Annotated in this window: 26 protein-coding genes; 15 read left to right on the top strand and 11 right to left on the bottom strand. The window is 66.7% G+C overall.

Annotation, left to right across the window (positions count from 1 at the left end):
• Entirely contained in the window at positions 1-942 is a 942-nt protein-coding gene (locus OC159_RS04600) for an alpha/beta hydrolase (protein ID WP_265499973.1), read from the top strand.
• Positions 943-948: 6 nt separating this feature from the next.
• Here the strand turns inward: OC159_RS04600 and OC159_RS04605 are convergent, their stop codons facing one another.
• The 6 genes from OC159_RS04605 to alr form a co-directional block, all read right to left on the bottom strand.
• Positions 949-1,854, bottom strand: coding sequence for a transporter associated domain-containing protein (locus OC159_RS04605; protein WP_265499974.1), 906 nt, complete (start codon positions 1,852-1,854; stop codon positions 949-951).
• On the bottom strand, positions 1,851-2,348 hold the full coding sequence (gene ybeY / locus OC159_RS04610) for an rRNA maturation RNase YbeY (RefSeq protein ID WP_265499975.1): 498 nt from the start codon (positions 2,346-2,348) through the stop codon (positions 1,851-1,853). The genes OC159_RS04605 and ybeY overlap by 4 nt, the downstream gene beginning before the upstream one ends.
• Positions 2,341-3,417: a PhoH family protein gene (locus tag OC159_RS04615; protein ID WP_265499976.1), complete on the bottom strand. Its 1,077-nt coding sequence runs from the start codon at positions 3,415-3,417 to the stop codon at positions 2,341-2,343. The genes ybeY and OC159_RS04615 overlap by 8 nt, the downstream gene beginning before the upstream one ends.
• A 147-nt stretch (positions 3,418-3,564) precedes the next feature.
• The gene (locus OC159_RS04620) at positions 3,565-4,254 is read right to left on the bottom strand and encodes an ABC transporter ATP-binding protein (RefSeq protein WP_265499977.1); all 690 of its coding nucleotides are present in this window, start codon (positions 4,252-4,254) and stop codon (positions 3,565-3,567) included.
• Positions 4,251-5,015 (bottom strand): MlaE family ABC transporter permease, encoded by a 765-nt coding sequence (locus OC159_RS04625; protein WP_265499978.1) that lies wholly within the window; start codon positions 5,013-5,015, stop codon positions 4,251-4,253. Before OC159_RS04625 ends, OC159_RS04620 begins: the two co-directional genes overlap by 4 nt.
• Entirely contained in the window at positions 5,012-6,028 is a 1,017-nt protein-coding gene (gene alr, locus OC159_RS04630; protein ID WP_265499979.1) for an alanine racemase, read from the bottom strand. The genes OC159_RS04625 and alr overlap by 4 nt, the downstream gene beginning before the upstream one ends.
• Before the next feature lie 174 nt (positions 6,029-6,202).
• Between alr and OC159_RS04635 the strand changes: the two genes are divergently transcribed.
• The 6 genes from OC159_RS04635 to OC159_RS04660 all read left to right on the top strand — a co-directional run bounded on the left by OC159_RS04635 (position 6,203) and on the right by OC159_RS04660 (position 11,408).
• Positions 6,203-7,735, top strand: coding sequence for an acyl-CoA carboxylase subunit beta (locus tag OC159_RS04635; protein ID WP_265499980.1), 1,533 nt, complete (start codon positions 6,203-6,205; stop codon positions 7,733-7,735).
• Between the two features lie 203 nt (positions 7,736-7,938).
• Positions 7,939-8,091: a hypothetical protein gene (locus OC159_RS04640; RefSeq protein WP_265499981.1), complete on the top strand. Its 153-nt coding sequence runs from the start codon at positions 7,939-7,941 to the stop codon at positions 8,089-8,091.
• 84 nt (positions 8,092-8,175) lie between these two features.
• Entirely contained in the window at positions 8,176-8,595 is a 420-nt protein-coding gene (locus tag OC159_RS04645) for a hypothetical protein (protein ID WP_265499982.1), read from the top strand.
• A 127-nt stretch (positions 8,596-8,722) separates the two neighbouring features.
• Positions 8,723-8,965, top strand: coding sequence for a hypothetical protein (locus OC159_RS04650; protein ID WP_265499983.1), 243 nt, complete (start codon positions 8,723-8,725; stop codon positions 8,963-8,965).
• A gap of 75 nt (positions 8,966-9,040) precedes the next feature.
• On the top strand, positions 9,041-9,253 hold the full coding sequence (locus tag OC159_RS04655) for a YMGG-like glycine zipper-containing protein (protein WP_265499984.1): 213 nt from the start codon (positions 9,041-9,043) through the stop codon (positions 9,251-9,253).
• A gap of 109 nt (positions 9,254-9,362) precedes the next feature.
• Positions 9,363-11,408 carry an acetyl-CoA carboxylase biotin carboxylase subunit gene (locus OC159_RS04660; RefSeq protein WP_265499985.1) on the top strand — a complete coding sequence of 682 codons (2,046 nt, stop codon included), beginning with the start codon at positions 9,363-9,365 and terminating at the stop codon, positions 11,406-11,408.
• Positions 11,409-11,756: 348 nt separating this feature from the next.
• Here OC159_RS04660 and OC159_RS04665 read toward each other — a convergent pair whose 3' ends face one another.
• On the bottom strand, positions 11,757-12,179 hold the full coding sequence (locus tag OC159_RS04665; RefSeq protein WP_265499986.1) for a DUF4174 domain-containing protein: 423 nt from the start codon (positions 12,177-12,179) through the stop codon (positions 11,757-11,759).
• Between the two features lie 53 nt (positions 12,180-12,232).
• On the opposite strand from OC159_RS04665, the gene OC159_RS04670 reads away from it, so the two are divergent.
• Positions 12,233-12,913 carry a hypothetical protein gene (locus OC159_RS04670; protein WP_265499987.1) on the top strand — a complete coding sequence of 227 codons (681 nt, stop codon included), beginning with the start codon at positions 12,233-12,235 and terminating at the stop codon, positions 12,911-12,913.
• On the opposite strand, the gene OC159_RS04675 is transcribed toward OC159_RS04670, so the two are convergent.
• Positions 12,879-13,109 (bottom strand): hypothetical protein, encoded by a 231-nt coding sequence (locus OC159_RS04675; RefSeq protein ID WP_265499988.1) that lies wholly within the window; start codon positions 13,107-13,109, stop codon positions 12,879-12,881. The genes OC159_RS04670 and OC159_RS04675 overlap by 35 nt on opposite strands.
• 66 nt (positions 13,110-13,175) lie before the next feature.
• Complete coding sequence (locus OC159_RS04680) at positions 13,176-13,712, bottom strand: DUF4174 domain-containing protein (RefSeq protein ID WP_265499989.1); 537 nt, start codon at positions 13,710-13,712, stop codon at positions 13,176-13,178.
• Positions 13,713-13,769: 57 nt separating this feature from the next.
• Between OC159_RS04680 and scpA the strand changes: the two genes are divergently transcribed.
• The 6 genes from scpA (at position 13,770) to OC159_RS04710 (ending at position 20,064) form a co-directional block, all read left to right on the top strand.
• Positions 13,770-15,902 (top strand): methylmalonyl-CoA mutase, encoded by a 2,133-nt coding sequence (scpA, locus tag OC159_RS04685; protein ID WP_265499990.1) that lies wholly within the window; start codon positions 13,770-13,772, stop codon positions 15,900-15,902.
• 298 nt (positions 15,903-16,200) lie between these two features.
• Positions 16,201-16,536 carry a hypothetical protein gene (locus tag OC159_RS04690; RefSeq protein ID WP_265499991.1) on the top strand — a complete coding sequence of 112 codons (336 nt, stop codon included), beginning with the start codon at positions 16,201-16,203 and terminating at the stop codon, positions 16,534-16,536.
• Between the two features lie 371 nt (positions 16,537-16,907).
• A complete protein-coding gene (locus OC159_RS04695) occupies positions 16,908-17,732 on the top strand; it encodes a glycosyl transferase (RefSeq protein ID WP_265499992.1) in 825 nt (274 codons plus the stop codon).
• Between the two features lie 3 nt (positions 17,733-17,735).
• Positions 17,736-18,257: a hypothetical protein gene (locus OC159_RS04700; RefSeq protein ID WP_265499993.1), complete on the top strand. Its 522-nt coding sequence runs from the start codon at positions 17,736-17,738 to the stop codon at positions 18,255-18,257.
• Entirely contained in the window at positions 18,258-18,701 is a 444-nt protein-coding gene (locus OC159_RS04705; protein ID WP_265499994.1) for a methyltransferase family protein, read from the top strand.
• 73 nt (positions 18,702-18,774) lie between these two features.
• Positions 18,775-20,064 (top strand): homoserine dehydrogenase, encoded by a 1,290-nt coding sequence (locus OC159_RS04710; RefSeq protein ID WP_265499995.1) that lies wholly within the window; start codon positions 18,775-18,777, stop codon positions 20,062-20,064.
• 87 nt (positions 20,065-20,151) lie between these two features.
• On the opposite strand, the gene OC159_RS04715 is transcribed toward OC159_RS04710, so the two are convergent.
• Positions 20,152-21,078, bottom strand: coding sequence for a class I fructose-bisphosphate aldolase (locus OC159_RS04715; RefSeq protein WP_265499996.1), 927 nt, complete (start codon positions 21,076-21,078; stop codon positions 20,152-20,154).
• A 212-nt stretch (positions 21,079-21,290) separates the two neighbouring features.
• Between OC159_RS04715 and OC159_RS04720 the strand changes: the two genes are divergently transcribed.
• Entirely contained in the window at positions 21,291-21,554 is a 264-nt protein-coding gene (locus tag OC159_RS04720) for a hypothetical protein (protein ID WP_265499997.1), read from the top strand.
• 35 nt (positions 21,555-21,589) lie between these two features.
• On the opposite strand, the gene OC159_RS04725 is transcribed toward OC159_RS04720, so the two are convergent.
• Entirely contained in the window at positions 21,590-22,792 is a 1,203-nt protein-coding gene (locus OC159_RS04725; RefSeq protein ID WP_265499998.1) for a phosphoglycerate kinase, read from the bottom strand.
• Positions 22,793-22,945 lie beyond the last annotated feature (153 nt).

The following is a 22,945-nucleotide window of genomic DNA, read 5'->3' on the forward strand; positions in this document are numbered from 1 at the left end:
ATGGAGCCGGCGCCGTTCCACCAGCTGCCCGACGACACGAAGGCGCCTGCCAGCGCCTTCTTCGTCAGGGCAGAGGACGGCGTCAGGCTGCGCCTTGCACATTGGTCGGCACGCGCCGACAGCCGGGGCACGGTCTTGCTGTTCCCCGGCCGGACCGAGTATTTCGAGAAATACGCCCCCATCGCCGACCGGCTGAATGCCGAAGGCTATGACGTCCTTGCCGTCGACTGGCGCGGACAAGGGCTGTCGGACCGCCTTCAGGCCAATCCTCGTCCGGGCCATATCCGCGAATTCTCGGACTACCAGCACGACGTGGTCGAGATGGTCGTCGCGGCCGAGGCGCTGGACCTGCCACGGCCCTGGAACCTGCTTGCGCATTCGATGGGCGGCTGCATTGGTCTTGCGGCGCTTGAGGGCGACCTGCCGGTTCGCACGGCGGTGTTCTCGGCCCCGATGTGGGGGATCAACTTGCGGCGCGCGCAGCAGGGCATGGCGCTGGGGATCGCCTACCTGGCCGGGCGACTGGGTCGCGGCGGGTTTCCCGCCCCCCGCAGCGGCGGTTCGTCGACCACCTATTTCCTGGACGAAAGCTTCGATGCTAATGTTCTGACCCACAGCGTCGACGAATGGGCCCGGCTTCTGAGAGAGGCCGCCACGTGGCCAGACCTGACCATCGGCGGCGCCAGCTTCGACTGGGTCGCAAAAGCCCTGAACGAATGCGCGCGCCTGTCGCGCATCCCCTCGCCGCCGCAGCCGATGCTGGTCGCCGTCGGGTCCGAGGAACGGGTCGTCTCGGTCCAGGCCATCCGCGACCGTGCGTTCAGGTGGCCGAACGGCGACCTTCTGGAGGTCGCCGAAACCCGCCACGAGGTGATGATGGAACTTCCCGGTCCGCGGGAGATATTCATCGACGCGATGCTGTCGCGATTCGAGACACCCTGAGCCCGGTCAGCCAGGATTTTCAACCGTCTCCGGCACGGCCTTGGGATCGGTGGCGGTCGCCACGCTCGGCAGGCGCATCCTGATCCGCTTCAGCCGGCGCGGATCGGCATCGACGATCTCGAACTCCACCCCAGAAGGGTGAGAGATGACCTCGCCCCGCAGCGGAACCCGTCCCGTCAGCATGAAGATCAGGCCGCCGAGCGTGTCGACCTCTTCGTCGTCATCCGTCAGGCGCGTGCCGGTTTCGGACTCGACATCGCCGACGTCGGCGCGGGCTTGGATCAGCCACTGGCCCGGCTTTTCATGGACCCAGAGCCCGCCTTCATCCTCATCGTGCTCGTCCTCGATCTCGCCGATGACCTGCTCGATCAGGTCTTCGATGGTCACAAGGCCGTCGACGCCACCGTATTCGTCGATCACCAGCGCCATGTGGATGCGCTTGGTCTGCATCTGCTGCAGCAGGACGCCGATGGGCATGGATGGGGGGACGTAAAGCAGCGGACGCAGCATCGGCCGCAAGGTGAACTTGCCGCCCGCCCCGAAGCCGTGCTTCAACGCCAGATCCTTGAGGTGGATCAGGCCAAGCGGGCTGTCCAGCGTGCCCCGGAAGACGGGGATGCGCGAGAAGCCATGTTCCCGAAACATCGTCACAAGATCGTCCAGCGTGACGTTCAGCGGCGCGGCGATGATCTCGACCTTGGGGATGGCAACGTCGTCGACGCGCATCCGGCGCAGGTTCACCAGTCCGGGCGCGCCGGCGACGTGGCGGCTGCCCTCGCCCGCGGCCTCGTCCTCGGACCCGGTCAGGGCGTGGAAGACGCGGCCGAAGAAGCCGCGGGTACTCGGCGGCTCCTCGTCGTGGCTTTCGGGGTCGTCATAGCCGGTTTCGGATAATCGGGCCTCGGAATTCATGGGTCTGTCTCCTGGTAGGGGTCCGGCACGCCGAGAATCTGCAGGATGGCGCGTTCGGTCGCCTCCATGCTCTCGGCGTCGGGATCGTTCTCGTGGTCATAGCCCAGCAGGTGCAGCGTCGCGTGGACCAGCAGGTGCAGGACGTGATGATCGAACGGCTTGCCCTGCGCCTGCGCTTCGGCGACGCAGGTCTCGAAGGCGATGGCGATGTCGCCAAGCTCGTCCTCGTCCGGCAGGACAGGTGCCGCGCCCGGCTGCCGCGGCGCATGCTCAACCGACGGCCAGGACAGCACGTTCGTCGCGCGCGGCTTGCCGCGGAAATCGGCATTCAGGCTGGCGATGCGGGCATCGGCGCAGCCCATGACGACGACCTCTCCGCCGACGCGGTGCCAGGACAGTGCCGCGGTGACCGCACGGGCCGCCAGGTCTTCAAGCCCGGCGGCCTGCCATCTGTCATCCTCGATCACGCAGTCGGCGGATATTACTTCAGGCATCGTTCCGAATTGCCCGGCGGGGGACATATTGCCCGCGCGGTTCCTCTGTTTCGCCTCGGGCAAGGGCCGCGACTTCCTCGGCGTCATACGCCTTGATGATCCGCGCGACAAGCGGGTGGCGCACCACGTCGTCGGCCGTGAAATAGCTGAAGCTGATGCCCCTGACGTCCTTCAAAACCTTTTCGGCATCTACCAGCCCCGACTGCATCCCTCGCGGCAGGTCGATCTGGGTGCGGTCGCCGGTGATGACCATGCGCGATCCTTCCCCAAGGCGGGTCAGGAACATCTTCATCTGCATGGAACTGGCGTTTTGCGCCTCGTCCAGGACCACGAAGGCGCGGGACAGGGTGCGGCCGCGCATGAACGCCAAGGGCGCAATCTCGATGCGCTTTTCCTCCATCAGCTTCTGCATCTGCTTGCCGGGAAGGAAGTCGTTCAGCGCGTCATAGAGCGGCTGCATGTAGGGATCGACCTTCTCCTTCATGTCGCCGGGAAGAAAGCCAAGCCGTTCGCCCGCCTCGACGGCGGGGCGCGACAGGATGATCCTGTCGACATGGCCGCCGATCAGCATGGTCACGCCGACGGCGACGGCCAGATAGGTCTTGCCGGTGCCGGCGGGGCCGATGCCGAAGGCCAGTTCGTTCTGGAACAGCGACCTGACATAGGCCTTCTGCGCGTCGGTGCGCGGCTCGACCGATTTCTTGCGGGTGCGCAGTTCGTAATTGCCTTGGGCAAACATCTCCAGTTGTTCGGCGGGGGTGACGTCGGCCACGGGCTCGACCCCCATGCGCAAGGCGGCCTCGATCTCGGCCATGCTGACGGGGCGTTGCTGTTCCAGCCGGGCATAGAGACCACGCAGCAGTTGCGCCGCCTCGGCCTGCGCCTCGGGGCCGCCGACGATGCCAAGCTGGTTGCCGCGGCGCAGGATATGAACGCCAAGCGCCTCCTCGATACGGGCCAGATGCCGGTCGTTGGCGCCGCACAGGTCGATCAGCAGCCGGTTGTCGGGAAATTCCAGAAGGGTTTCCGCCGAGGGGGTGGTCACGGGGGGCGTCGGGGTCAGACCCAAATCTTTCTCCTGCTCAGGCGTCTGGTTCTATCGTGGCAACTTGGCGGGATTCGCACAAGATCTTGTCGGTGACAGATGGGAACGGGCCCTGCTGTTTTCCAGCAGAACGCGACAGATGCGTAAAAGTTGCATGACGACCAGGCAACGTCAGCCAAGGAACTTGGCCAGCGCCGGCGCCTGATCCATTGCGGCGACGGGGCCGTCGTGGACAATGCGCCCGCCCTGCAGCAGCGCCACCCGGTCGCCGATGGCGCGCACCGAGGCCATGTCGTGCGTGATGGTCACGGCGGTGGCGCCAGTCTCGGTGACGATCCCGCGGATCAGGCTGTCGATGGACCGCGCCCGGATCGGGTCCAGGCCGGTTGTCGGCTCGTCGAAGAAGATGACCGCCGGGTCATCGGCGATGGCGCGGGCAAGCCCGGCGCGCTTGGCCATGCCGCCGGACAGCTGGGCAGGCATCAGGTCGGCGGTTTCCGGCCCCAACCCGACCCGGGCCAGCTTTTCCAGCGCAATGGCCCGGGCGGCGCGATCGGACATCCGCTGGCGCAACCGGAAGGCCACGTTCTGCCAGACCGACAGGCTGTCGAACAGCGCGGCACCCTGGAACAGCATGCCGAACCGCTGCATGAAGTGCGCCTGGTCCAGCGGCTGGCCCTGCGACAGGATCACGCCCTCGTCCGGCTGGATCAGGCCCAGGATGCATTTCAGCAGCACCGATTTGCCGGTGCCGGACTGTCCGATGACGCAGAGGCTTTCGCCCTGCCCCACGCGCAGGCCGACCCCGTCCAGCACGGCGGCCTGACCGAAGCTCTTGCGCAGTCTCCGGACCTCGATCATCGGAAGAACAGCCCCGTCAGCGCGAAGTTCGCGGCCAGGATGCCCACCGCCGCCGCCACCACGGCCGAGGTGGTGGCACGGCCGACGCCTGCCGCCCCCCGGCCTGACCGCATGCCGAACCAGCAGCCCGACAGTGCCACGATCAGCCCGAAGACCGCCCCCTTGATCAGTCCCGACAGGACGTCCCAGCCTTCCAAATAGGCCCAGCTGTTGGCGATGTAGGTGGCCGAGTTGAACCCGAGCGAGGTCGTTCCCACCAGCCAGCCTCCCATGATGCCGATGATGTCGCCCACGGCGACCAGCACGGGCAGCGACAGGATCGCCGCCCAGAGGCGCGGCGTCACCAGCCAGCGCACCGGGTCCGTCGACAGCGTCACCAGCGCGTCGATCTGTTCCGTCACGCGCATCGTGCCGATCTCGGCCGCGATGGCGCTGGCGACGCGGGCGGCGACCATCAGCCCGCCCAGCACCGGTCCAAGTTCCCGGACCATCCCGATGGCAACGATGGCGGGCACGACGTCGCTGGCCTGGAACCGCTCTCCGCCGGAATGGATCTGCAGCGCCAGGGCGGCGCCGGTGAACAGCGCCGTCAGCCCGACGACCGGCAGCGACAGCCAGCCGATCTGCAGCAGTTGCGCCAGGATCGCGCGGGCGGGAAACGGCGTCAGGCCGCCCAGCCCGCGGGCGGCGAACAGCGTCACGGCCCCGATGCCCCGCGTCAGGCGCAGCGCAGGCCGGCCGATCGCCCGGAGTGGGTTCACAGGTAGGTCCGCTGGTAACGCAGCCCGAGCGCGGTCAGGATCTCGTATCCGATGGTGCCGGCAAGATCGGCCAGCCGGTCGATGGGCTGGCGCGGGCAGATCAGGTCCAGGCGGTCCGGCACCGTGCGAAGGTCCGTCACGTCCACCGTGATCAGGTCCATCGACACGCGGCCCACGATCGGACATGCGGTCTGGCCCGCAAACAGCATCGCCCCGCTGGAGGACAGCGCCCGCAGGATGCCGTCGGCATAGCCTGCATCGACCGTGGCGATCCGGCTGTCGCGCCCGGCATGCCAGGTGGCGCCATAGCCGACTATCTCGCCCGCCTTCACGTCGCGCGTCTGGATCACCCGCAGCGACAGGTTCACGACCGGACGGGCATTGGCGAAGGGCATTCCGCCATAAAGGCCCACGCCCGGACGAACGAGATCGAAATGATAATCCGGCCCCAGCAGGATGCCGCCAGTCGCCGCCAGCGACCTGGGGACGTTGCAGCCGTCGGTCATCGCGCGGAACGCCGCAAGCTGCGCCGCATTGGCCGGGTGGTCGGGTTCATCGGCGCAGGCCAGGTGCGACATGATGAAGGCGGGCGCAGCCGCCAGCGCCTCGTCGCGGAGGGCGGCCCATTCGGGCGCCTCCATACCAAGGCGGTTCATGCCGGTGTCCAGCTGGATCGCGAAGGGCTGGCCCGGCCGCATGGCGCGGTCGCGGAAGAACTGCGCCGGGCTGTTCAGGACCGGGGTCAGGCCGGTCAGATCCTCGCCCTCCATATGCCCTGACAGCACGTTGATGCGCGCGTCATCGGGCAGTAGCGGGCGGATCGCCCGGCCCTCTCGCGCCAGCGCCACGAAGAAGTCCCGCACACCGGCCGCATAGAGGGCGGGCGCGACCTTGTCGGCGCCAAGCCCATAGGCATCGGCCTTGACGACCGCCGCCGCGCGCGCGCCGGGCGCCTGGGCGGCCAGCGCCGCGTGGTTGGCCAGCATAGCCTGGATGTCGATCTGCAGTCCCATGCCGCTGGCTTGCCCGCACGCCCGCCCTGCGTCAAGAGGCTGCGTCACGGGGCGTTTGCAGGTTTTCAGTTTGCGCGGCTTGTGAAGCCATTCCTTTGCAAATTTCCCCGATTTTTCTTTGACGACGCCGCATCCCGTTCTACCGTCCGCAAACTGGACCAAGGAGAGGCGCGCATGAAAGACATCCTGCAAGAGCTGGAGCGGCGTCGCGGCGAGGCGCGGCTTGGCGGCGGCCAGCGGCGCATCGACGCCCAGCATGCCCGCGGCAAGCTGACCGCGCGCGAACGGATCGAGCTGCTGCTGGACGAGGAGAGCTTCGAGGAGTTCGACATGTTCGTGGCCCACCGCTCGACCGATTTCGGAATCGAGGCGGATCGCCCCTATGGCGACGGCGTCGTCACCGGCTGGGGCACGATCAACGGGCGCATGGTCTATGTCTTCAGCCAGGACTTCACCGTCTTCGGCGGATCTCTGTCCGAAACCCATGCCCAGAAGATCTGCAAGATCATGGACATGGCGATGCAGAACGGCGCCCCGGTGATCGGATTGAACGATTCAGGCGGCGCGCGGATCCAGGAAGGCGTGGCCAGCCTTGCCGGCTATGCCGATGTGTTCCAGCGCAATATCATGGCGTCGGGCGTCATCCCGCAGATCAGTGTCATCATGGGCCCCTGCGCGGGCGGCGCGGTCTATTCGCCCGCCATGACCGACTTCATCTTCATGGTGCAGGACACGTCCTACATGTTCGTGACCGGCCCCGACGTCGTGAAGACGGTCACGAACGAGGTGGTGACCGCCGAACAGCTGGGCGGCGCAAGCACCCATACGCGCAAGTCGTCCGTCGCCGATGGCGCCTTTCGGGACGATGTCGAGGCGCTGTCGGAGATCCGCCGCCTCTTCGATTTCCTGCCGCTGAACAACCGCGAAAAGGCGCCGACGCGGCCATTCTTCGACGACCCTGCCCGGATCGAACCCAGTCTCGACACGCTGATCCCCGACAACCCGAACCAGCCCTACGACATGAAGGAGCTGATCGCGAAGATCGCCGACGAGGGCGACTTCTACGAAATTCAGAAGGATTTTGCGGGCAACATCATCGTCGGTTTCATCCGGATCGAAGGCCAGACCGTGGGCGTCGTCGCGAACCAGCCTATGGTGCTGGCCGGGTGCCTGGACATCGACAGCAGCCGCAAGGCCGCGCGCTTCGTGCGCTTCTGCGATGCGTTCGAGATCCCGATCCTGACGCTGGTCGACGTGCCGGGCTTCCTGCCCGGAACCGGTCAGGAATACGGCGGGGTCATCAAGCACGGTGCCAAGCTGCTCTTCGCCTATGGCGAGGCGACCGTGCCGAAGGTCACGGTGATCACCCGCAAGGCCTATGGCGGGGCCTATGACGTCATGGCGTCCAAGCACCTGCGCGGGGATTTCAACTATGCCTGGCCCACGGCCGAAATCGCGGTCATGGGCGCCAAGGGCGCGGTCGAGATCCTATATCGCAGCGAACTGGACCAGCCCGAGAAAATCGCCGCCCGCACCAAGGACTATGAGGACCGCTTCGCCAACCCTTTCGTGGCGGCCGAAAAGGGCTTCATCGACGAGGTGATCCAGCCGCGCAGCACCCGCAAGCGCGTGGCTCGCGCCTTCGCCAGCCTGCGTGGCAAGCAGCTGGCGAACCCGTGGAAAAAGCATGACAACATTCCGCTGTAAGTCTGTCCGGACATGGTCATGATGCACAACTTCGTGAATGATGCAGCCGCGCCACAGCGTCCGGGCGGCGTGCGTCGGGCCGTGGGCGCCGCCTGTCTGGGGCGGGCAAGCGCCGCTATGCTTGCGGCCAGGTCGGCCGTCGAAGCCGACCATAACCCGAGCAGTCGGGCGCCGTCGCGTCCGCTTTACAGGAGCCTGTTTCCATGTCGAAGAAAATCATCCTCGGCCTCGTGCTTGTGTCGGCCTTCGCGGCCTGCCAGCGCCAGCAGCCCGACGTCTACGTCCCGACCGCCCCGGCGGCGCCGGTCGTCAACCCGGTCACGACCGAGCCTGTCTATCAGGGCAAGTTCGGCTAAGACCGGCGCATCGACCACCGCGCGCGGGCGGCCAGCCTGCCCGTGCGCAGCAGCCCCCGCGCGCCACAGCAAAGGGGCCACGCCATGCTGAAGCATCGCGGCTTTCCCGGGCGCCTGCCCGGCACCGACTTCCAATTCACCATCCGGCGAGAAAACCGCAAGAAGGGCGCGACGCCGATCACCCGACGCGAGCGATTCAAGGATCGCAAGCCCGCCGACAAGCGCGCCGACGCCGGATTTCTTGCAGCACTCATCGAACATTTCGGGGAAGAGCCTTTTCCGCGCGGCAACCTCGATGCGGGGCGTCTGTCCTGGCTGATTGGCCGTGAGGTCAAGGCTGTCGGCGATTTCGATCCGACCGATTACGAGCAGCTTTTGCAGGTCGACATGGCGGCCGCCGAAGCGGCCTTTCCCGACCTTTTCGTCGAGGACGCGCCACCTGCCTTCAACTGGGACGACGATGACGCGGACTGGGACGACGGCGAGGATGAGGACGCCCGCTGATGCGCGATTTGCTGCTGAACCCGTTGAAGTCACACGCATGTCAGTTTGACGTCACCTCTTGCTGTGCGATACGAGGTGGTGATCTACAACTGGTCCGGCAGCGGGCCCACAATACAGGCTGTTCAACATGCAGAATTCCGTCACCATCCGTCTTGCTGGGCTTGCTCTGGTCGCAGCCGGCCTTTCCGCCTGCGCCCCCGGCTACCAGGGCGGCGGTATCGCGCCCGACGCGCAGCGCGCAGCCGGTGGCGCCGTTGCCGGTGCCGTCATCGCCAAGGCGCTTGACGAAGATCTGGCAACAGGCGCGGCCATCGGCGCCGTGGGCGGCGCGCTGTGCGACGACGCCGGCGTCTGCCAGCGCCGCTACTGATCGCTGCGACGATTGTGAAACAATCAGGCAGAGCGCGCGTTGCGCCTCTGCCAACCTAACGACAGGATCAGAACCATGTCCAAGTTCTTCGCCATCGCCGCACTGGTCGGCGCAACCGCCGTTGCGGGCTGCACGCAGGGCATCAACCCGACCGACACGGACCGCGCCCTCATCGGCGCCGGCGTCGGCGCGACCATCGCCAGCGTCAGCGGCGAAAACGCCATCAAGGGCGCTGCCATCGGCGGCGCTGCCGGCGCGCTGTGCAACGACGTCCGTCTGTGCCAGTGATCGCCTGACCATTTCCGGCCGCGCTCGCGGCCGGACCAAGATTGATGCCGCCCAAGGTGCTTGCCGCACCTTCGGGCGGTTTTTTCATGCCTGAGGGCCGGGGGGAGCCATGTTCAAGAAGATCCTGATCGCCAACCGGGGAGAGATCGCCTGCCGCGTCATCAAGACGGCGCGCAAGATGGGCATCGCCACGGTCGCGGTCTATTCCGACGCCGACCGAAACGCGCTGCACGTCAAGATGGCCGACGAGGCCGTCCACATCGGCCCGCCCCCCGCCAACCAATCTTATATCGTGATCGACAGGATCATGGATGCCATCCGCCAGACCGGGGCCGAGGCCGTGCACCCCGGCTATGGCTTCCTGTCCGAAAACATGAAGTTTGCCGAGGCGCTGGAGGCCGAGGGCGTGGCCTTCATCGGCCCGCCCTCGGGCGCGATCGAGGCGATGGGCGATAAGATCACCTCGAAGAAGCTTGCGGCAGAGGCCGGCGTCAGCACCGTGCCGGGGCACATGGGCCTGATCGCCGATGCCGACGAGGCCGCGCGCATCAGCGCCGAGATCGGGTACCCGGTGATGATCAAGGCCAGCGCTGGCGGCGGCGGCAAGGGCATGCGGATTGCCTGGAACGACGACGAGGCGCGCGAGGGGTTCCAGTCCTCGAAGAACGAGGCGGCGAACAGCTTCGGCGACGACCGCATCTTCATCGAGAAGTTCGTGACCCAGCCGCGCCATATCGAGATCCAGATTCTGGCTGACCAGCATGGCAACGCGGTCTATCTGCACGAGCGCGAATGCTCGATCCAGCGCCGCAACCAGAAGGTCGTCGAGGAAGCGCCCTCGCCCTTCCTGGACGAGGCGACGCGGGCGGCGATGGGCAGCCAGGCCGTCGCGCTGGCCAAGGCCGTCGGCTATACCAGTGCCGGTACGGTCGAGTTCATCGTCGACGGCCAGCGCAACTTCTATTTCCTCGAGATGAACACCCGCCTGCAGGTCGAACATCCGGTGACCGAGCTTATCACCGGCGTCGACCTGGTCGAGCAGATGATTCGCGTGGCTGCCGGAGAGCCGTTGCCCTTCGCGCAGCGGGACCTGAAGATCACCGGGTGGGCGATGGAGAGCCGGCTTTACGCCGAGGACCCTTATCGCGGCTTCCTGCCCTCCATCGGTCGGCTGACCCGCTATCGCCCGCCCGTCGAGGTCGCGGCGGGGCCGATGCTGGCCGACGGCAAGTGGCTGGCGCAGGGCGCGCCTCATGGTGCCACCGCCGTGCGAAACGACACAGGCGTCTACGAGGGCGGCGAGATCAGCATGTTCTATGACCCGATGATCGCCAAGCTCTGCACCTGGGGGCCGGACCGTGCGCAGGCGATCGAGGCAATGCGCGTGGCCCTTGACCGGTTCGAGGTCGAGGGAATCGGCCACAACCTGCCCTTCCTGTCGGCGGTCATGGACCACCCGAAATTCGTGTCGGGCGACATCACCACTGCCTTTATCGCCGAGGAATACCCTGAGGGCTTCCAGGGCGCTGCCCTGCCCGAAGACGAGCTGGAGCGCGTGGCCGCCGCCGCCGCCGCCATGCACCGCGTGGCCGAGATCCGGCGCACCCGCATCAGCGGGCGGCTGAGCAACCACGAGCGCCATGTCGGCGAGAACTGGGTCGTCTTCGCCGAGGGCCGGGAATGGCCGGTCCGGGTCGTGGCGGATCGCGACGGCGCGACGGTGCACCTGGCCTGTCGCGCAATGCGGGTCGAAAGCGACTGGCGCCCGGGGCAGTCGCTGGCGCTGATCGAGGTCGACGGGCGTCCGCTGGTCCTCAAGGTCGACAAGATCCCGGCCGGCCTGCGCCTGCGGACCCGCGGCGCCGACCTGCGCGTCCATGTCCGCCGCCCCCGCGCCGCGGAACTGGCGCGCCTGATGCCAGAAAAGCTGCCGCCCGACACGTCCAAGTTTCTGCTCTGCCCGATGCCGGGCCTTGTGGTGCGCATCAACGTCGAGGCGGGCGACGAGGTCCAGGAGGGTCAGGCCCTTGCCACTGTCGAAGCCATGAAGATGGAGAACATCCTGCGAGCCGAGCGCCGGGGCGTGGTCAAGTCCGTCAACGCCGGCCCCGGTGAAAGCCTGAAGGTCGACGATGTGATCATGGAGTTCGAGTGAATGCCCTCGTCCGTACGCTGACCAATAAATAAATCGCGCATCCAAAGAGGCACCAAGAGATCGATGGAACATTCCCGATCGTCACAGTTGACGGCGAAAGGCTGCTACAAGTCGATACCTACGATTCTTCGGGTCGGAAGATCCCCGGTTAGGTCAGCCAGTCGCTGCAGGTCGATCGAGAGGGCCTCAGAGTCCTGGCAGAACTTCTGGCGCAGTTGGATGACACGTAGGTAGAGGTTGGAAGATGCGATCTGCTATGGCGACACTGCTGTCTTTCCCTAGGCTTGGCGAAAGGCGCGCTCTGAACTTCTGCGCCAGCTACCATGGGTGGAGACAGAGCGCGCGCCTTCATCCGGGTTCAGGATCGGCAGCGGCCTCTCGCTGGCGCATGGGCATCGTGTCGATCAACCCAATGATCTCGGAGGCGTCGACCGGTCTGTCGCGGCGCAGCTTGACGCCGCCGTCCTTGCCGATCAGCAGCACCCGGAAGGCTGCGCCGCGCCGCAGCGGCTCGGCGCCCGGGCCGTCGGTCAGGATGACGACGGCGCGGTCCTGCAGCTCGGCCGCCCAGGCCTGCAGCGCAGCGATCTGCGCATCTGCGGCCTCGCCTGGTCCCAGGACCACGACCGGCCGGGTCTGCCAGCGCAGCTGTTCCAGCGTTCCATCCTCGAGGGGCATGACGCGCAGCCCGGTGGTGGCGCCACGCGAGGCATCGGCGGGGGCCATCACGGGCCAGACGCTCAGCAGCGCGGTCAGACAAATTCGGTGCATCGGTTTTCCCCTCGTGCTGCATCAAGGACGCATCAGGACGGCGGCAGGTTCCCATGGCGCCACTTGACGCCTATCTCAGCCCGCAGCTGCAGCAGGCGGTCGTGACCGGCCTGTTTGTCGCGGTGGGCTGGATCGTCGTTGCGGCGCAGACCCGCCGGCGGGACGCCATCCTGCGCCGCACGCGCGAGGGTGACATCCAGCGCGCCCTTCTGGCCGAGATCCGAGCCCATGTCTTCGCCCTGGAACAGCAGGTCCCCCTGCCCGAGGACGCCGAGACGCTGATCGCCCGCATCGGCACCGGCGACTTCGTCCCCACCCTGCCGCAGCACGCGAACGACCGAATCTTCTCGGCGGTGCTGACGGACATCCACATCCTGCCCGCCCCCGTGATCGACCCGATCGTGCTCTATTACCGGCTGCTGTCGATCATGGCAGCGCTGGCATCAGACCTGCGCGAGATCGCGAAGACCGATGGCCACCGCGCCGCGCAGATGATGGCGGATTATCTGTCACTGATGGAGGAAACACGCGACACCGGCCTGCACGCCGTTCGCGTTCTGACCGAATGCCTAAGGGGCGGTCCCGTGGCGGTGGAACGGATACTGGATGACGACGATGCCGCAGTGCTGGCGCAGGTGGCGCAGCACCTCCCGGCGGAACTGGCCGAGATGCGCGACCGGCTGACCGCGCGCGACGGCGTCAGTAGCCGATCTTCGGACCCGAGAGGCCGGTGATGGGACGCAGGCCGATGGCACGCACGATCTCGTTGGCGCGGCTGATCACCGCGGCCTTTGGCTTGCCTTCGGGACGTGGGGCGGCGTTGCCGTCCCGGCGGCCCGGATTTGCTTTCGATGGGACCGACGCGAAAGGCGCGGCGGCGCGGTCTGCACGCGATTTGGCCATGATCGAACCCTCTTTTGCTGCGGGCATGCCGCCCGATGTCCTTCATGATATAGGCAACGCACAGCAAATCCACAAGTTTCGCACGGCGTTCGCTCAGCGCAGGACGTTGCCCCGGTCGCTCTCTTGCCGGCGGAGCGGCAGCCGGTCGATGGCCCGCCCGATCTCTCGCGCGTCCCAAGGTGTCGGCCTGCGGATCTTGACCTGCCCGTCTTTGTCCAGCAACACCAGCGAAAAGCCGCGCGGGCGCAACTGCTGCCGCCAGATGCTGTTCGCCGCCGGATCGCTGTCGGTCACGATCACCACGTCGCGGGCCAGCAACGCCCGCCCGTCGCCGGTCAATGCCTCGATCTGTTCGACGAAGGCCGGGTCTTCGGGCGTGTCGGCGAAGACGACGACGGGGCGCGCCTCCCACAGGAACTGCTGCGGCTCGACAGCAGACGCCTCGAACAGGGGCGGTGCGGGAAGGGCCAGGGGCGTCACGACGTCGTCCGCTGCCGAAGGCTGCCGCGACACCGGCGGCAACCGCGCCGGATTGCGCTGCACCACGCTGTCGGGATCGGGCGGCGGTGCATCGCGGCCCGGCCCCATCGCGGCCAGAACCATCATGAAGATCAGGACTCTCAACTTCATCGGCACCTCGTCATGGTCTGAATATAGGCCGGGACGAGCCGCGGGAAAGGATGAACCATGACAAAACCGACGCTGCAGGATTGGCGCAAGCAGGCCGAGGCTGAATTGAAGGGCCGCGACCCCGACAGCCTGACCTGGCACACGCTGGAAGGAATCGCGGTCAAGCCGCTCTATACGCAGGACGACACGGTCGCGCTTGACCACATGGGCAGCCTGCCGGGCCTGGGGCCCTTCACCCGCGGTCCGCGCGCCACGATGTATGCCGGGCGCCCCTGGACGATCCGGCAATATGCGGGCTTTTCCACGGCCGAGGAATCGAACGCCTTCTATCGCCGCAACCTGGCCGCCGGTCAGCAGGGCGTGTCCGTGGCCTTCGATCTGGCCACACATCGCGGCTATGACAGCGACCATCCGCGGGTCGAGGGCGACGTGGGCAAGGCCGGCGTCGCGATCGACAGCGTCGAGGACATGAAGATCCTGTTCGACGGCATTCCGCTGGACAAGGTCAGCGTCAGCATGACCATGAACGGTGCGGTCATCCCGATCCTCGCGAACTTCATCGTCGCCGGAGAGGAACAGGGTCACCCGCGTTCGGCGCTGTCGGGAACCATCCAGAACGACATCCTGAAGGAGTTCATGGTCCGCAACACCTACATCTATCCGCCCGAGCCCAGCATGCGGATCGTCAGCGACATCATCGAGTTCACCTCGGGCCAGATGCCGCGGTTCAACTCGATCTCGATCTCGGGCTATCACATGCAGGAGGCGGGCGCGAACCTGGTGCAGGAACTGGCCTTCACCCTGGCCGACGGACGCGAATACGTCCGCGCGGCCATCGCGGCGGGCATGGACGTGGATGCCTTCGCCGGGCGGCTGTCCTTCTTTTTTGCCATCGGCATGAACTTCTTCATGGAAATCGCGAAACTGCGCGCGGCGCGCCTGCTGTGGCACCGGATCATGTCGGAATTCCAACCCAAGAAGCAGGCAAGCCTGATGCTGCGAACGCATTGCCAGACATCCGGCGTATCCCTGCAGGAACAGGACCCCTACAACAACGTCATCCGCACAGCGTATGAGGCGATGTCGGCGGCGCTTGGCGGCACGCAGTCGCTCCATACCAACGCGCTGGACGAGGCGATTGCCCTGCCGACCGACTTCAGCGCCCGCATCGCCCGGAACACCCAGCTGATCCTGCAGGAAGAAACCGGCATCACCCATGTCGTCGATCCGCTGGCCGGGTCGTACTACATCGAAAGCCTGACGGCGGAGCTGGCCGAGAAAGCCTGGGCGCTGATCGAGGAGGTCGAAGAGATGGGCGGCATGACCAAGGCCGTCGCGTCCGGCATGCCCAAGCTGCGGATCGAGGAAACGGCGGCGCGGCGCCAGGCCCTGATCGACCGGGGCGAAGATGTCATCGTCGGCGTCAACAAGTACCGCAAGGATCGAGAAGACCTGATCGACATCCTGGACATCGACAACATGGCGGTCCGCGACAGTCAGATCGCGCGCCTTCAGAAGATCCGGGCCAGCCGCGACGAAGCCGCCTGCCAAGCCGCACTGGAAGAGATCAACCGCCGCGCCCGCGAGGGCGGCAACCTGCTGGAGGCCGCCGTCGAGGCCGCCCGCGCCCGTGCCACAGTCGGAGAGATCAGCATGGCGATGGAGAAGGAATTCGGCCGCCACCGCGCCGAGGTGAAGACCCTGGCTGGCGTCTATGGCGCCGCCTACGAAGGCGACGAGGGGTTCGCCCAGATCCAGAAGGACGTCGAGACCTTTGCCGAGGAGGAAGGCCGCCGCCCCCGCATGCTGGTCGTCAAGATGGGCCAGGATGGTCACGACCGGGGCGCCAAGGTCATCGCCACTGCCTTTGCGGATATCGGCTTCGACGTCGACGTGGGTCCCCTGTTCCAGACGCCCGAGGAAGCCGCGCAGGACGCGGTGGACAACGACGTCCACGTTGTCGGCATCTCCAGCCAGGCGGCGGGGCACCGGACCCTTGCGCCCAAGCTGATCCAGGCGCTGAAGGCGCAAGGGGCCGAGGAGATCATCGTGATCTGCGGCGGCGTGATTCCGCAACAGGATTACGACTTCCTCAAGGCCGCCGGCGTCAAGGCGATTTTCGGGCCCGGCACGAACATCCCGTCCGCGGCGGCAGACATCCTGAATTTGATCCGCGCGACGCGACGCTGACGCGTGGCGCGAACCTGGCTTCACATCGGCAGGCAAAAGACAGGTACGTCCGCCCTTGAGGACTGGCTGGCGGTGCCGGGGGGGCGTCCGGGAACGCGCCCGTCCCGCTTTGTGGCCAATTCACCAGCGGCGGTCCAGTCTGACGCTCGCCGATAAGGGCCGGTCAGATCAACATCAGTGTTGTGGCGCCCTCGAAGCGGACCGGGAGCCCGCTGAAATCGTCGGGAAGGTTGTTGCTTCACCCCGCCCGCCCTGAGATACCGCCGCGACAGCCCTCACCGGCAACAGGATCGGGATGATGAGCCGCCTTCTTCAGGGCAGCTTTGCAGCCAAGGCCGGCCGCGCAGGCATCCCGTGCTGCGGCAGCCAAGCCCATCGAACGGGGCTTCGTCTATGGCTAGGTCTCGCGCAGCGGGGCCATGACCGGCTTCCCGAAGGCTTCGGCGGCCGCTACGAAAGTATCCGGCATCTTGAGGCCCTTCGACTTCTGGAAGAGCTGCATGCGTCGCTTATCGGGACCAGCGCTATCTTGCTTATCAAGCACTACGCCGATGGCGCGTTTGTCGGCCTCGAATCCGACGCCCTTGGGGAAGCCACAGGTCGCAGATACGACAGGCGTCGCGATGCGTCGTAGAAGCCAAGATCAGGATATTGCGGCGTCACGGGCGCCCGTGTCTTGCCGCGGCCGCGCCTACGCCCGATGCGTTCAGGCAACGTTGGTCCGTGCACCCCCTGAATCGTATACCGATGCCGCGTGCAGGCCGCGTCGTCGCCTGGAACAACGTGCTGCCGTCCAAGGAACAAGCACGACTTTGCACCAACGCGCGCCTGCTGGTTCATCGCCACGGGGCCCCAACTCGACACTGCCGGCGCCTCGCGACTTGCCGAGTCCTTGGGTGGAAATGCCGTCGCGGCATTTCGCGAACTGCACGCCGGGGCCTGATCGCTCATTGCCTCGGCGCGTCCGAGGTGGGAAAGCTGGGACCGAAAGGCGGGGGATGTGACATGAGCGACGGACGGGACGGCAATTTCAAACAGATCATCTGCATCAAGTGGGGGACAAAGTTCGGGCCTGAATACGTGAACCGGCTTCATGCGATGATCGCCCGCAACATCACGCCCCCGTTCCGGCTGTTCTGTTTCACCGACGATGGGACGGGTCTGCATCCGGAAATCGCGGTGCGCCCGCTGCCCGACTTCACCTATGACGCGCCGCAGCGCACCCGCGGCAAGTGGCCGAAATCGCGCCTGTGGGGCGATCTTGGCGACGTGACGGGCGTGGTCCTGTTCCTGGACCTCGACGTGATCGTGACCGGGGATCTCGACCCGTTCTTCGCCTATGGCGACCCCGACGACACCATCCTGGGCCGCAACCCCAACACGCCGCTCGAGAAGATGGGCCAGACCTCGGTCTATCGCACGCGCGTAGGCAAGCTGGCACCGCTGCAGCAAATGTTCGCGGCCGACCCGCAGGGCGTTGCCGACAAGTACCGCTTCGAACAGCGATTCGTGACCAGGAACGCGCCCGGCGGCGTCAAGTTCTGGCCCCGCGGCTGGCTGGCGCACTTCCGCTTTCACTGCGTCCCGGTCTTCCCGCTGAACTACATCAGGGAACCGCGGATTCCCCGCGGCACGCGCATCGTGATGTTCCCCGGCAGCCTTAACCCGCCTGACGCCATCGTCGGCCGCTGGGACGAGGCCGACAAGGCCCGCCCGCCCCTGGCGCATCTGCGCGCCGCCTTCAGCGGCGACCGGCGCGAGGGGTTCGTCAAGCACCTGCGCCACTATGTCCGCCCGACGTCCTGGGTGTCCCGGCTCTGGCGGGAATGACCGATGCCCCTGCCCCGCGCGCCCGACCGTCTGCCGGAGGAGATGGCTGCCGCGCTCGGCCACGCCATCGCGGCCTTCGGCTTTCTTGAGGAGGCGCTGAAGCGCGCGATCTTCTCGCTCACCCGCAAGGGCTTGGGCGCGGATGCCAGCGACCTCGCGCTGGAAGCATGGCTGCAGCGGATCGAGGACATCGCCGATGATACGCTCGGCACGCTGATCGACAGCTTCCTGGCCACCGCCCGCCGGGCCGAGACGCCCGAACTGGCCCCTCTGACGCAAGAGCTTCCGCGCCTGCGCCGGATGCGCAACCTGCTCTGCCACGCGTCGTGGCGCCCCGGCGACCGGCCCGGCCAATGGCACCCCACCTTCGTGAACACCCGTGGAGAGCGTCATCCCGGCGACATGTCGGCCGAAGACGTGCTGGAGATCCGCGACCGCACGCTGGCCGCGGCGCGCCGCGTCGTCCGCATCATGCGCGCCACCGGGATCGAAGGCCAATGGGCCGGACACGAGGACGATGACTGAATGCGCGTGACGCCAGACTATCCGCCCGTCTGGCTTCTGGCGTTCATCGGCCTTGCCTGGGGCTGCGGGCGCCTTTTGCCGGCGGGTCCGCCGATCCTGCAACCGATCGGATGGGCGCTGACGGCGGCCGGGCTGGCGCTGGCGCTTTGGGCGGCGGCGTTGATGCTGCAGAGCCGCACGACGGTCGATCCGCATGGCCAGCCACAGGCACTGGTCACCACCGGCCCCTTCGCCCTGTCGCGCAACCCGATCTACCTTGCGGACCTGCTGATCCTTCTGGGCGCCGCACTTGCCTTGGGTGCCTGGCTTGCAGCGCCGCTCCTGGTCTGGGCGCTGGCCCGCATCCTGGCCGCCCGCTTCATCCGGCCAGAGGAGGCGCGACTGGCCGCCGCTTTCCCGGCGGATTTCGCCCGCTACGCCGCCCGCACGCGACGCTGGATCTGAAGGGCGCCTTTCGCGCGTTGCAACAGCCGCTCAGCCGCGCTAACACCCGCGAAATCAAGGATGAGAGGAACCCATGACGTCCCCCCTCCGCCTCGGCATCGCCGGGCTTGGCACCGTCGGCATCGGTGTCGTCAAGATCGTCCAGAAGCACGCCGATCTGCTGGCGAAACGCTCGGGACGTCCGGTGGCCATCACCGCCGTTTCAGCACGCGACCGGATGAAGAACCGCGACGCCGACCTGTCCGCCTACCGGTGGGAGGTTGACCCGATGGCCGTCGCGACGGCCGACGACGTCGACGTGTTCATCGAGCTGGTCGGCGGCGACACGGGCATCGCGCGCGATAGCATCGAAGCCGCTTTGCGGGCCGGAAAGGATGTCGTGACCGCCAACAAGGCGCTGCTGGCGATGCACGGACAGGCCTTGGCGGAACTGGCCGAAAGCCTTGGCCGCGTGATCCGGTTCGAGGCTGCGGTGGCAGGCGGCATCCCGGTCATCAAGTCGATGACGGAATCGTTGGCCGGCAACCGCATCACCCGCGTGATGGGCGTCATGAACGGCACCTGCAACTATATCCTGACCCGGATGGAAAGCGCGGGCCTGCCCTACGAGGCCGTCTTCGAGGAGGCGCGCCAGCTCGGCTATCTCGAGGCCGACCCGACGCTGGACGTGGGCGGCATCGATGCCGGGCACAAACTGGCGATCCTGTCCTCGATCGCCTTCGGCACGCAGGTCAGCTTCGACGCCGTCGAGATCGAGGGGATCGAGCGCGTCAGCATAGATGACATCCGCCGCGCGGCCGACATGGGCTATCGCATCAAGCTGCTGGGCGTCGCGCAGACGACCGCGCGAGGGCTGGAACAGCGCATGTCGCCCTGCCTCGTGCCCGCCGACAGCCCGCTGGGGCAGCTTGTCGGTGGTACAAACATGGTGGTGATCGAGGGCGACAGCGTCGGACAGATCGTCCTGCGCGGCGCAGGTGCCGGCGAAGGCCCCACCGCCAGCGCGGTCATGTCCGACATCATCGAGATTGCACGTGGCGTCCGCCTGCCCGTCTTCGGCCAGCCCGCCGAGACGCTCGTGGCCGCTCAGCCTGCGCGAACCGCCGTTCCGGCCGCCTATTACATGCGCCTCGAACTGCAGGACAAGCCGGGGGCGCTGGCCAAGGTCGCGACCGTGCTCGGCGATGCGGGCATCTCGATCGACCGGATGCGGCAATACGGCCAGCACAGCCCCGCCAGCGTTCCGGTCCTCGTCGTGACTCACAAGACCACGCCCGAGGCGATCGACTTCGCCATTGAAGCCCTGCCCCGCACCGGCGTCCTTGTCAGCGACCCGGTGGAACTGCGGATCGAGGAAGTCTGAAAAAAGGGGGGCCTCTGGTCCCCCGTCCCGCGCCGCCAGGCGCTGATGTCGTCGCGCCCCCGCAAGGGGGCGCGTCCGCTGGGTCGATCAGGCGCCCTTGTAGATGTCCACCAGCTTCTGCAGCATCTCGAGCGCGTCGGTGCGCGAGCGCTGGAAGCTGTTCCGCCCGATGATCGACCCGTTGCCGCCACCGCCGCGGATCGCCCGCGCGTCGTCGAAGACCGCATCGGCCCCCTTGGCCGCGCCGCCCGAGAAGACGACGATGCGACGCCCGCCGAAGCTCGCCTCCATGCAGTGCTTCACACGTGCCGCCTGCGTCGCCACGTCGATGCCCTTCTCCTCATAGACCTTCTTGGCCTCGGGCAGCATCAGGTGGTCCGTCGACAGCTTGATCTTGATGATGTGCGCACCGATCAGCGCCGCGATCTGGGCGGCATAGGCGGCGACGTCGATGGCGGTCTCGCCGTCCTTGGTGATCGCCTCGCCGCGCGGATAGGACCAGATCACGGTCGCCACGCCCTTGGCGGCGGCCTCGCGTCGCATTTCGACGATCTCTTCGAACATGTCCAGCGCCATGTCCGAACCCGGATAGATGGTAAAGCCGATCGCCGCGCAGCCAAGGCGCAGCGCATCGTCAACCGAAGCCGTAACCGCCTGGTTCTTGCCTGCGGTGTTCGACATCAGGCTGTTGGCGCTGTTGACCTTCAGAATCGTCGGGATCTGGCCCGCAAAGGTATCGGCCCCTGCCTCGATCATCCCCAGCGGCGCGGCATAAGCGTTCAAGCCCGCGTCGATCGCCAGCTGATAATGGTAATGCGGATCATAGCCGGCGGGGTTCGGCGCGAAGGACCGGGCCGGGCCGTGTTCGAAGCCCTGGTCGACGGGCAGGATGATCATCTTGCCGGTGCCAGCCAGTTGGCCCGTCATCAGCATTCGCGCCAGTTGGGCCTTCACGCCCGGCGTCTCGCCTTCGTAATTGGCCAGGATGCGGCGCACCGTATCGGTCATCTGCATGAGTTCTCTCCTCTGGTGTGGGCGTTGGATAACATGCACCGAATCCGCAGCAATGCTGGTTACGCTAACAAGTTCAGCTGCCTGAGAAATGATGCCGCACCGCAGCAAGGATGCGCCGGAAAAGCCGGTAAACTTCTATGAAAACAGAAGTCGATTACCGGACGATTTTTCACGATATCTGAAGAAGATCAGCCTGCAAGCGGAGGATAACCATGTTCCTGACCACCACCCTTGGCCATTACCAGCTTCCGCGGTCAGATGCGGCACCGACGCCGGCACGGGTGCTGCCGGACGACCAGCAGCGCGGTGCGGCAGGATCGTCGCCGGCAGAGCTTCCGCCGACCGAAATCACAAGGGCCGCCGAACGGGTCATCCCGCCGATGGCCTATAAGCAGTGGCTGAAGTTGCTGACGGGATACGAGGCAGGCGCCCGACCCGACGCGCAGAGCCCTGAGGGAGACGCCGACCGGACCTGATCGGCCGGGGGGATCACCCCCCGGCCGTGCAGTTCTTATCGGGTCGACGTTTCCAGCGCCGCGACCCCGGGCAGGTCCTTGCCCTCCATCCATTCAAGGAACGCGCCGCCCGCGGTCGAGATAAAGGTGAAGTCCCCGGCAACCCCCGCCTTGTTCAGCGCCGCCACCGTGTCGCCGCCGCCGGCAACTGACACGAGGCCGCCGCCGCGCGTCAGCTCCGCCGCGGCCTGCGCAGCCGCATTCGTGGCGCGGTCAAAGGGCTCGATCTCGAAGGCGCCAAGGGGGCCATTCCAGATCAGCGTCTTGCAGGCCGTCATCGCTTGGCGCAGCGCCTCGACCGTCTCGGGGCCCGCGTCGAGGATCATCGCGTCGGCGGGGCACTGATCAACCGGCAGCGTCTCGGACGCGGCGCCGGCCTTGAATTCGCGGGCGATGACGATATCGACCGGCAGGTGGATCCTGCACCCCGTCGCCTGAGCCTTCTCCAGGATCGCGCGGGCGGTGTCGGCCATGTCGCGTTCGGCCAGCGACTTGCCGACCTCGACCCCCTGCGCCACCAGGAAGGTGTTCGCCATGCCGCCACCGATCACCAGGTGGTCGACCTTCGCCACCAGGTTCTCCAGCAGTTCCAACTTGGTCGAGACCTTGGCGCCGCCCACGACCGCCATCACCGGCCGCTGTGGGTTGCCCAAGGCCGCGTGCAGCGCCTTCAGCTCGGCCTCCATCAGGCGGCCTGCGCCGGAATTCAGCAGCCGCGCAAGCCCCTCGGTCGAGGCATGAGCGCGGTGCGCCGCCGAGAAGGCGTCGTTGACATAGGCACCGCCGAGGGCCGCGAGGGAGGCCGCGAAAGTCGCGTCATTGGCTTCCTCGCCCGCGTGGAACCGCGTGTTTTCAAGCAGCGCAACCTGCCCCGGCTGCAACGCGGCGACGACGCGCTTGGCGGGACCGCCGATGCAGTCGTCGGCGAAGACGACGGGCTGGCCCAAGGCCGCTTCCAGCGCCGGGACGATCTGCTTTAGGCTCATGCTGTCGACGCGTTCGCCCTTGGGACGGTCGAAATGCGCCAGCAGCACGGGGATGCCGCCCTTGGCCTGGATGTCCCTGACGGTCGGCACGATCTTGTCGATGCGCGTGGTGTCGGTGACGCGGCCATCTTCGACGGGCACGTTCACGTCGACGCGGGTCAGCACCACCTTTCCGTCAAGATCCATGTCGTCGATCGTGTGGAACCTGGTCATCCTTGCATCCTTCCGGTGTGGGGCGTTGACAGGCTTGTCCCGCATGGAACGGGGGTCGTCAACCGCGCCAAGGCCGGGCGCGCTTCGCATGATCCCGCCGGTACGGACGAGTCACGGTTTCGCGCGTTGCCCTTCGCCGGGCAAGTCCCTAGA

The sequence above is a fragment of the Paracoccus beibuensis genome (assembly GCF_026162625.1).
GTDB classification, from domain to species: Bacteria; Pseudomonadota; Alphaproteobacteria; order Rhodobacterales; family Rhodobacteraceae; genus Paracoccus; species Paracoccus beibuensis.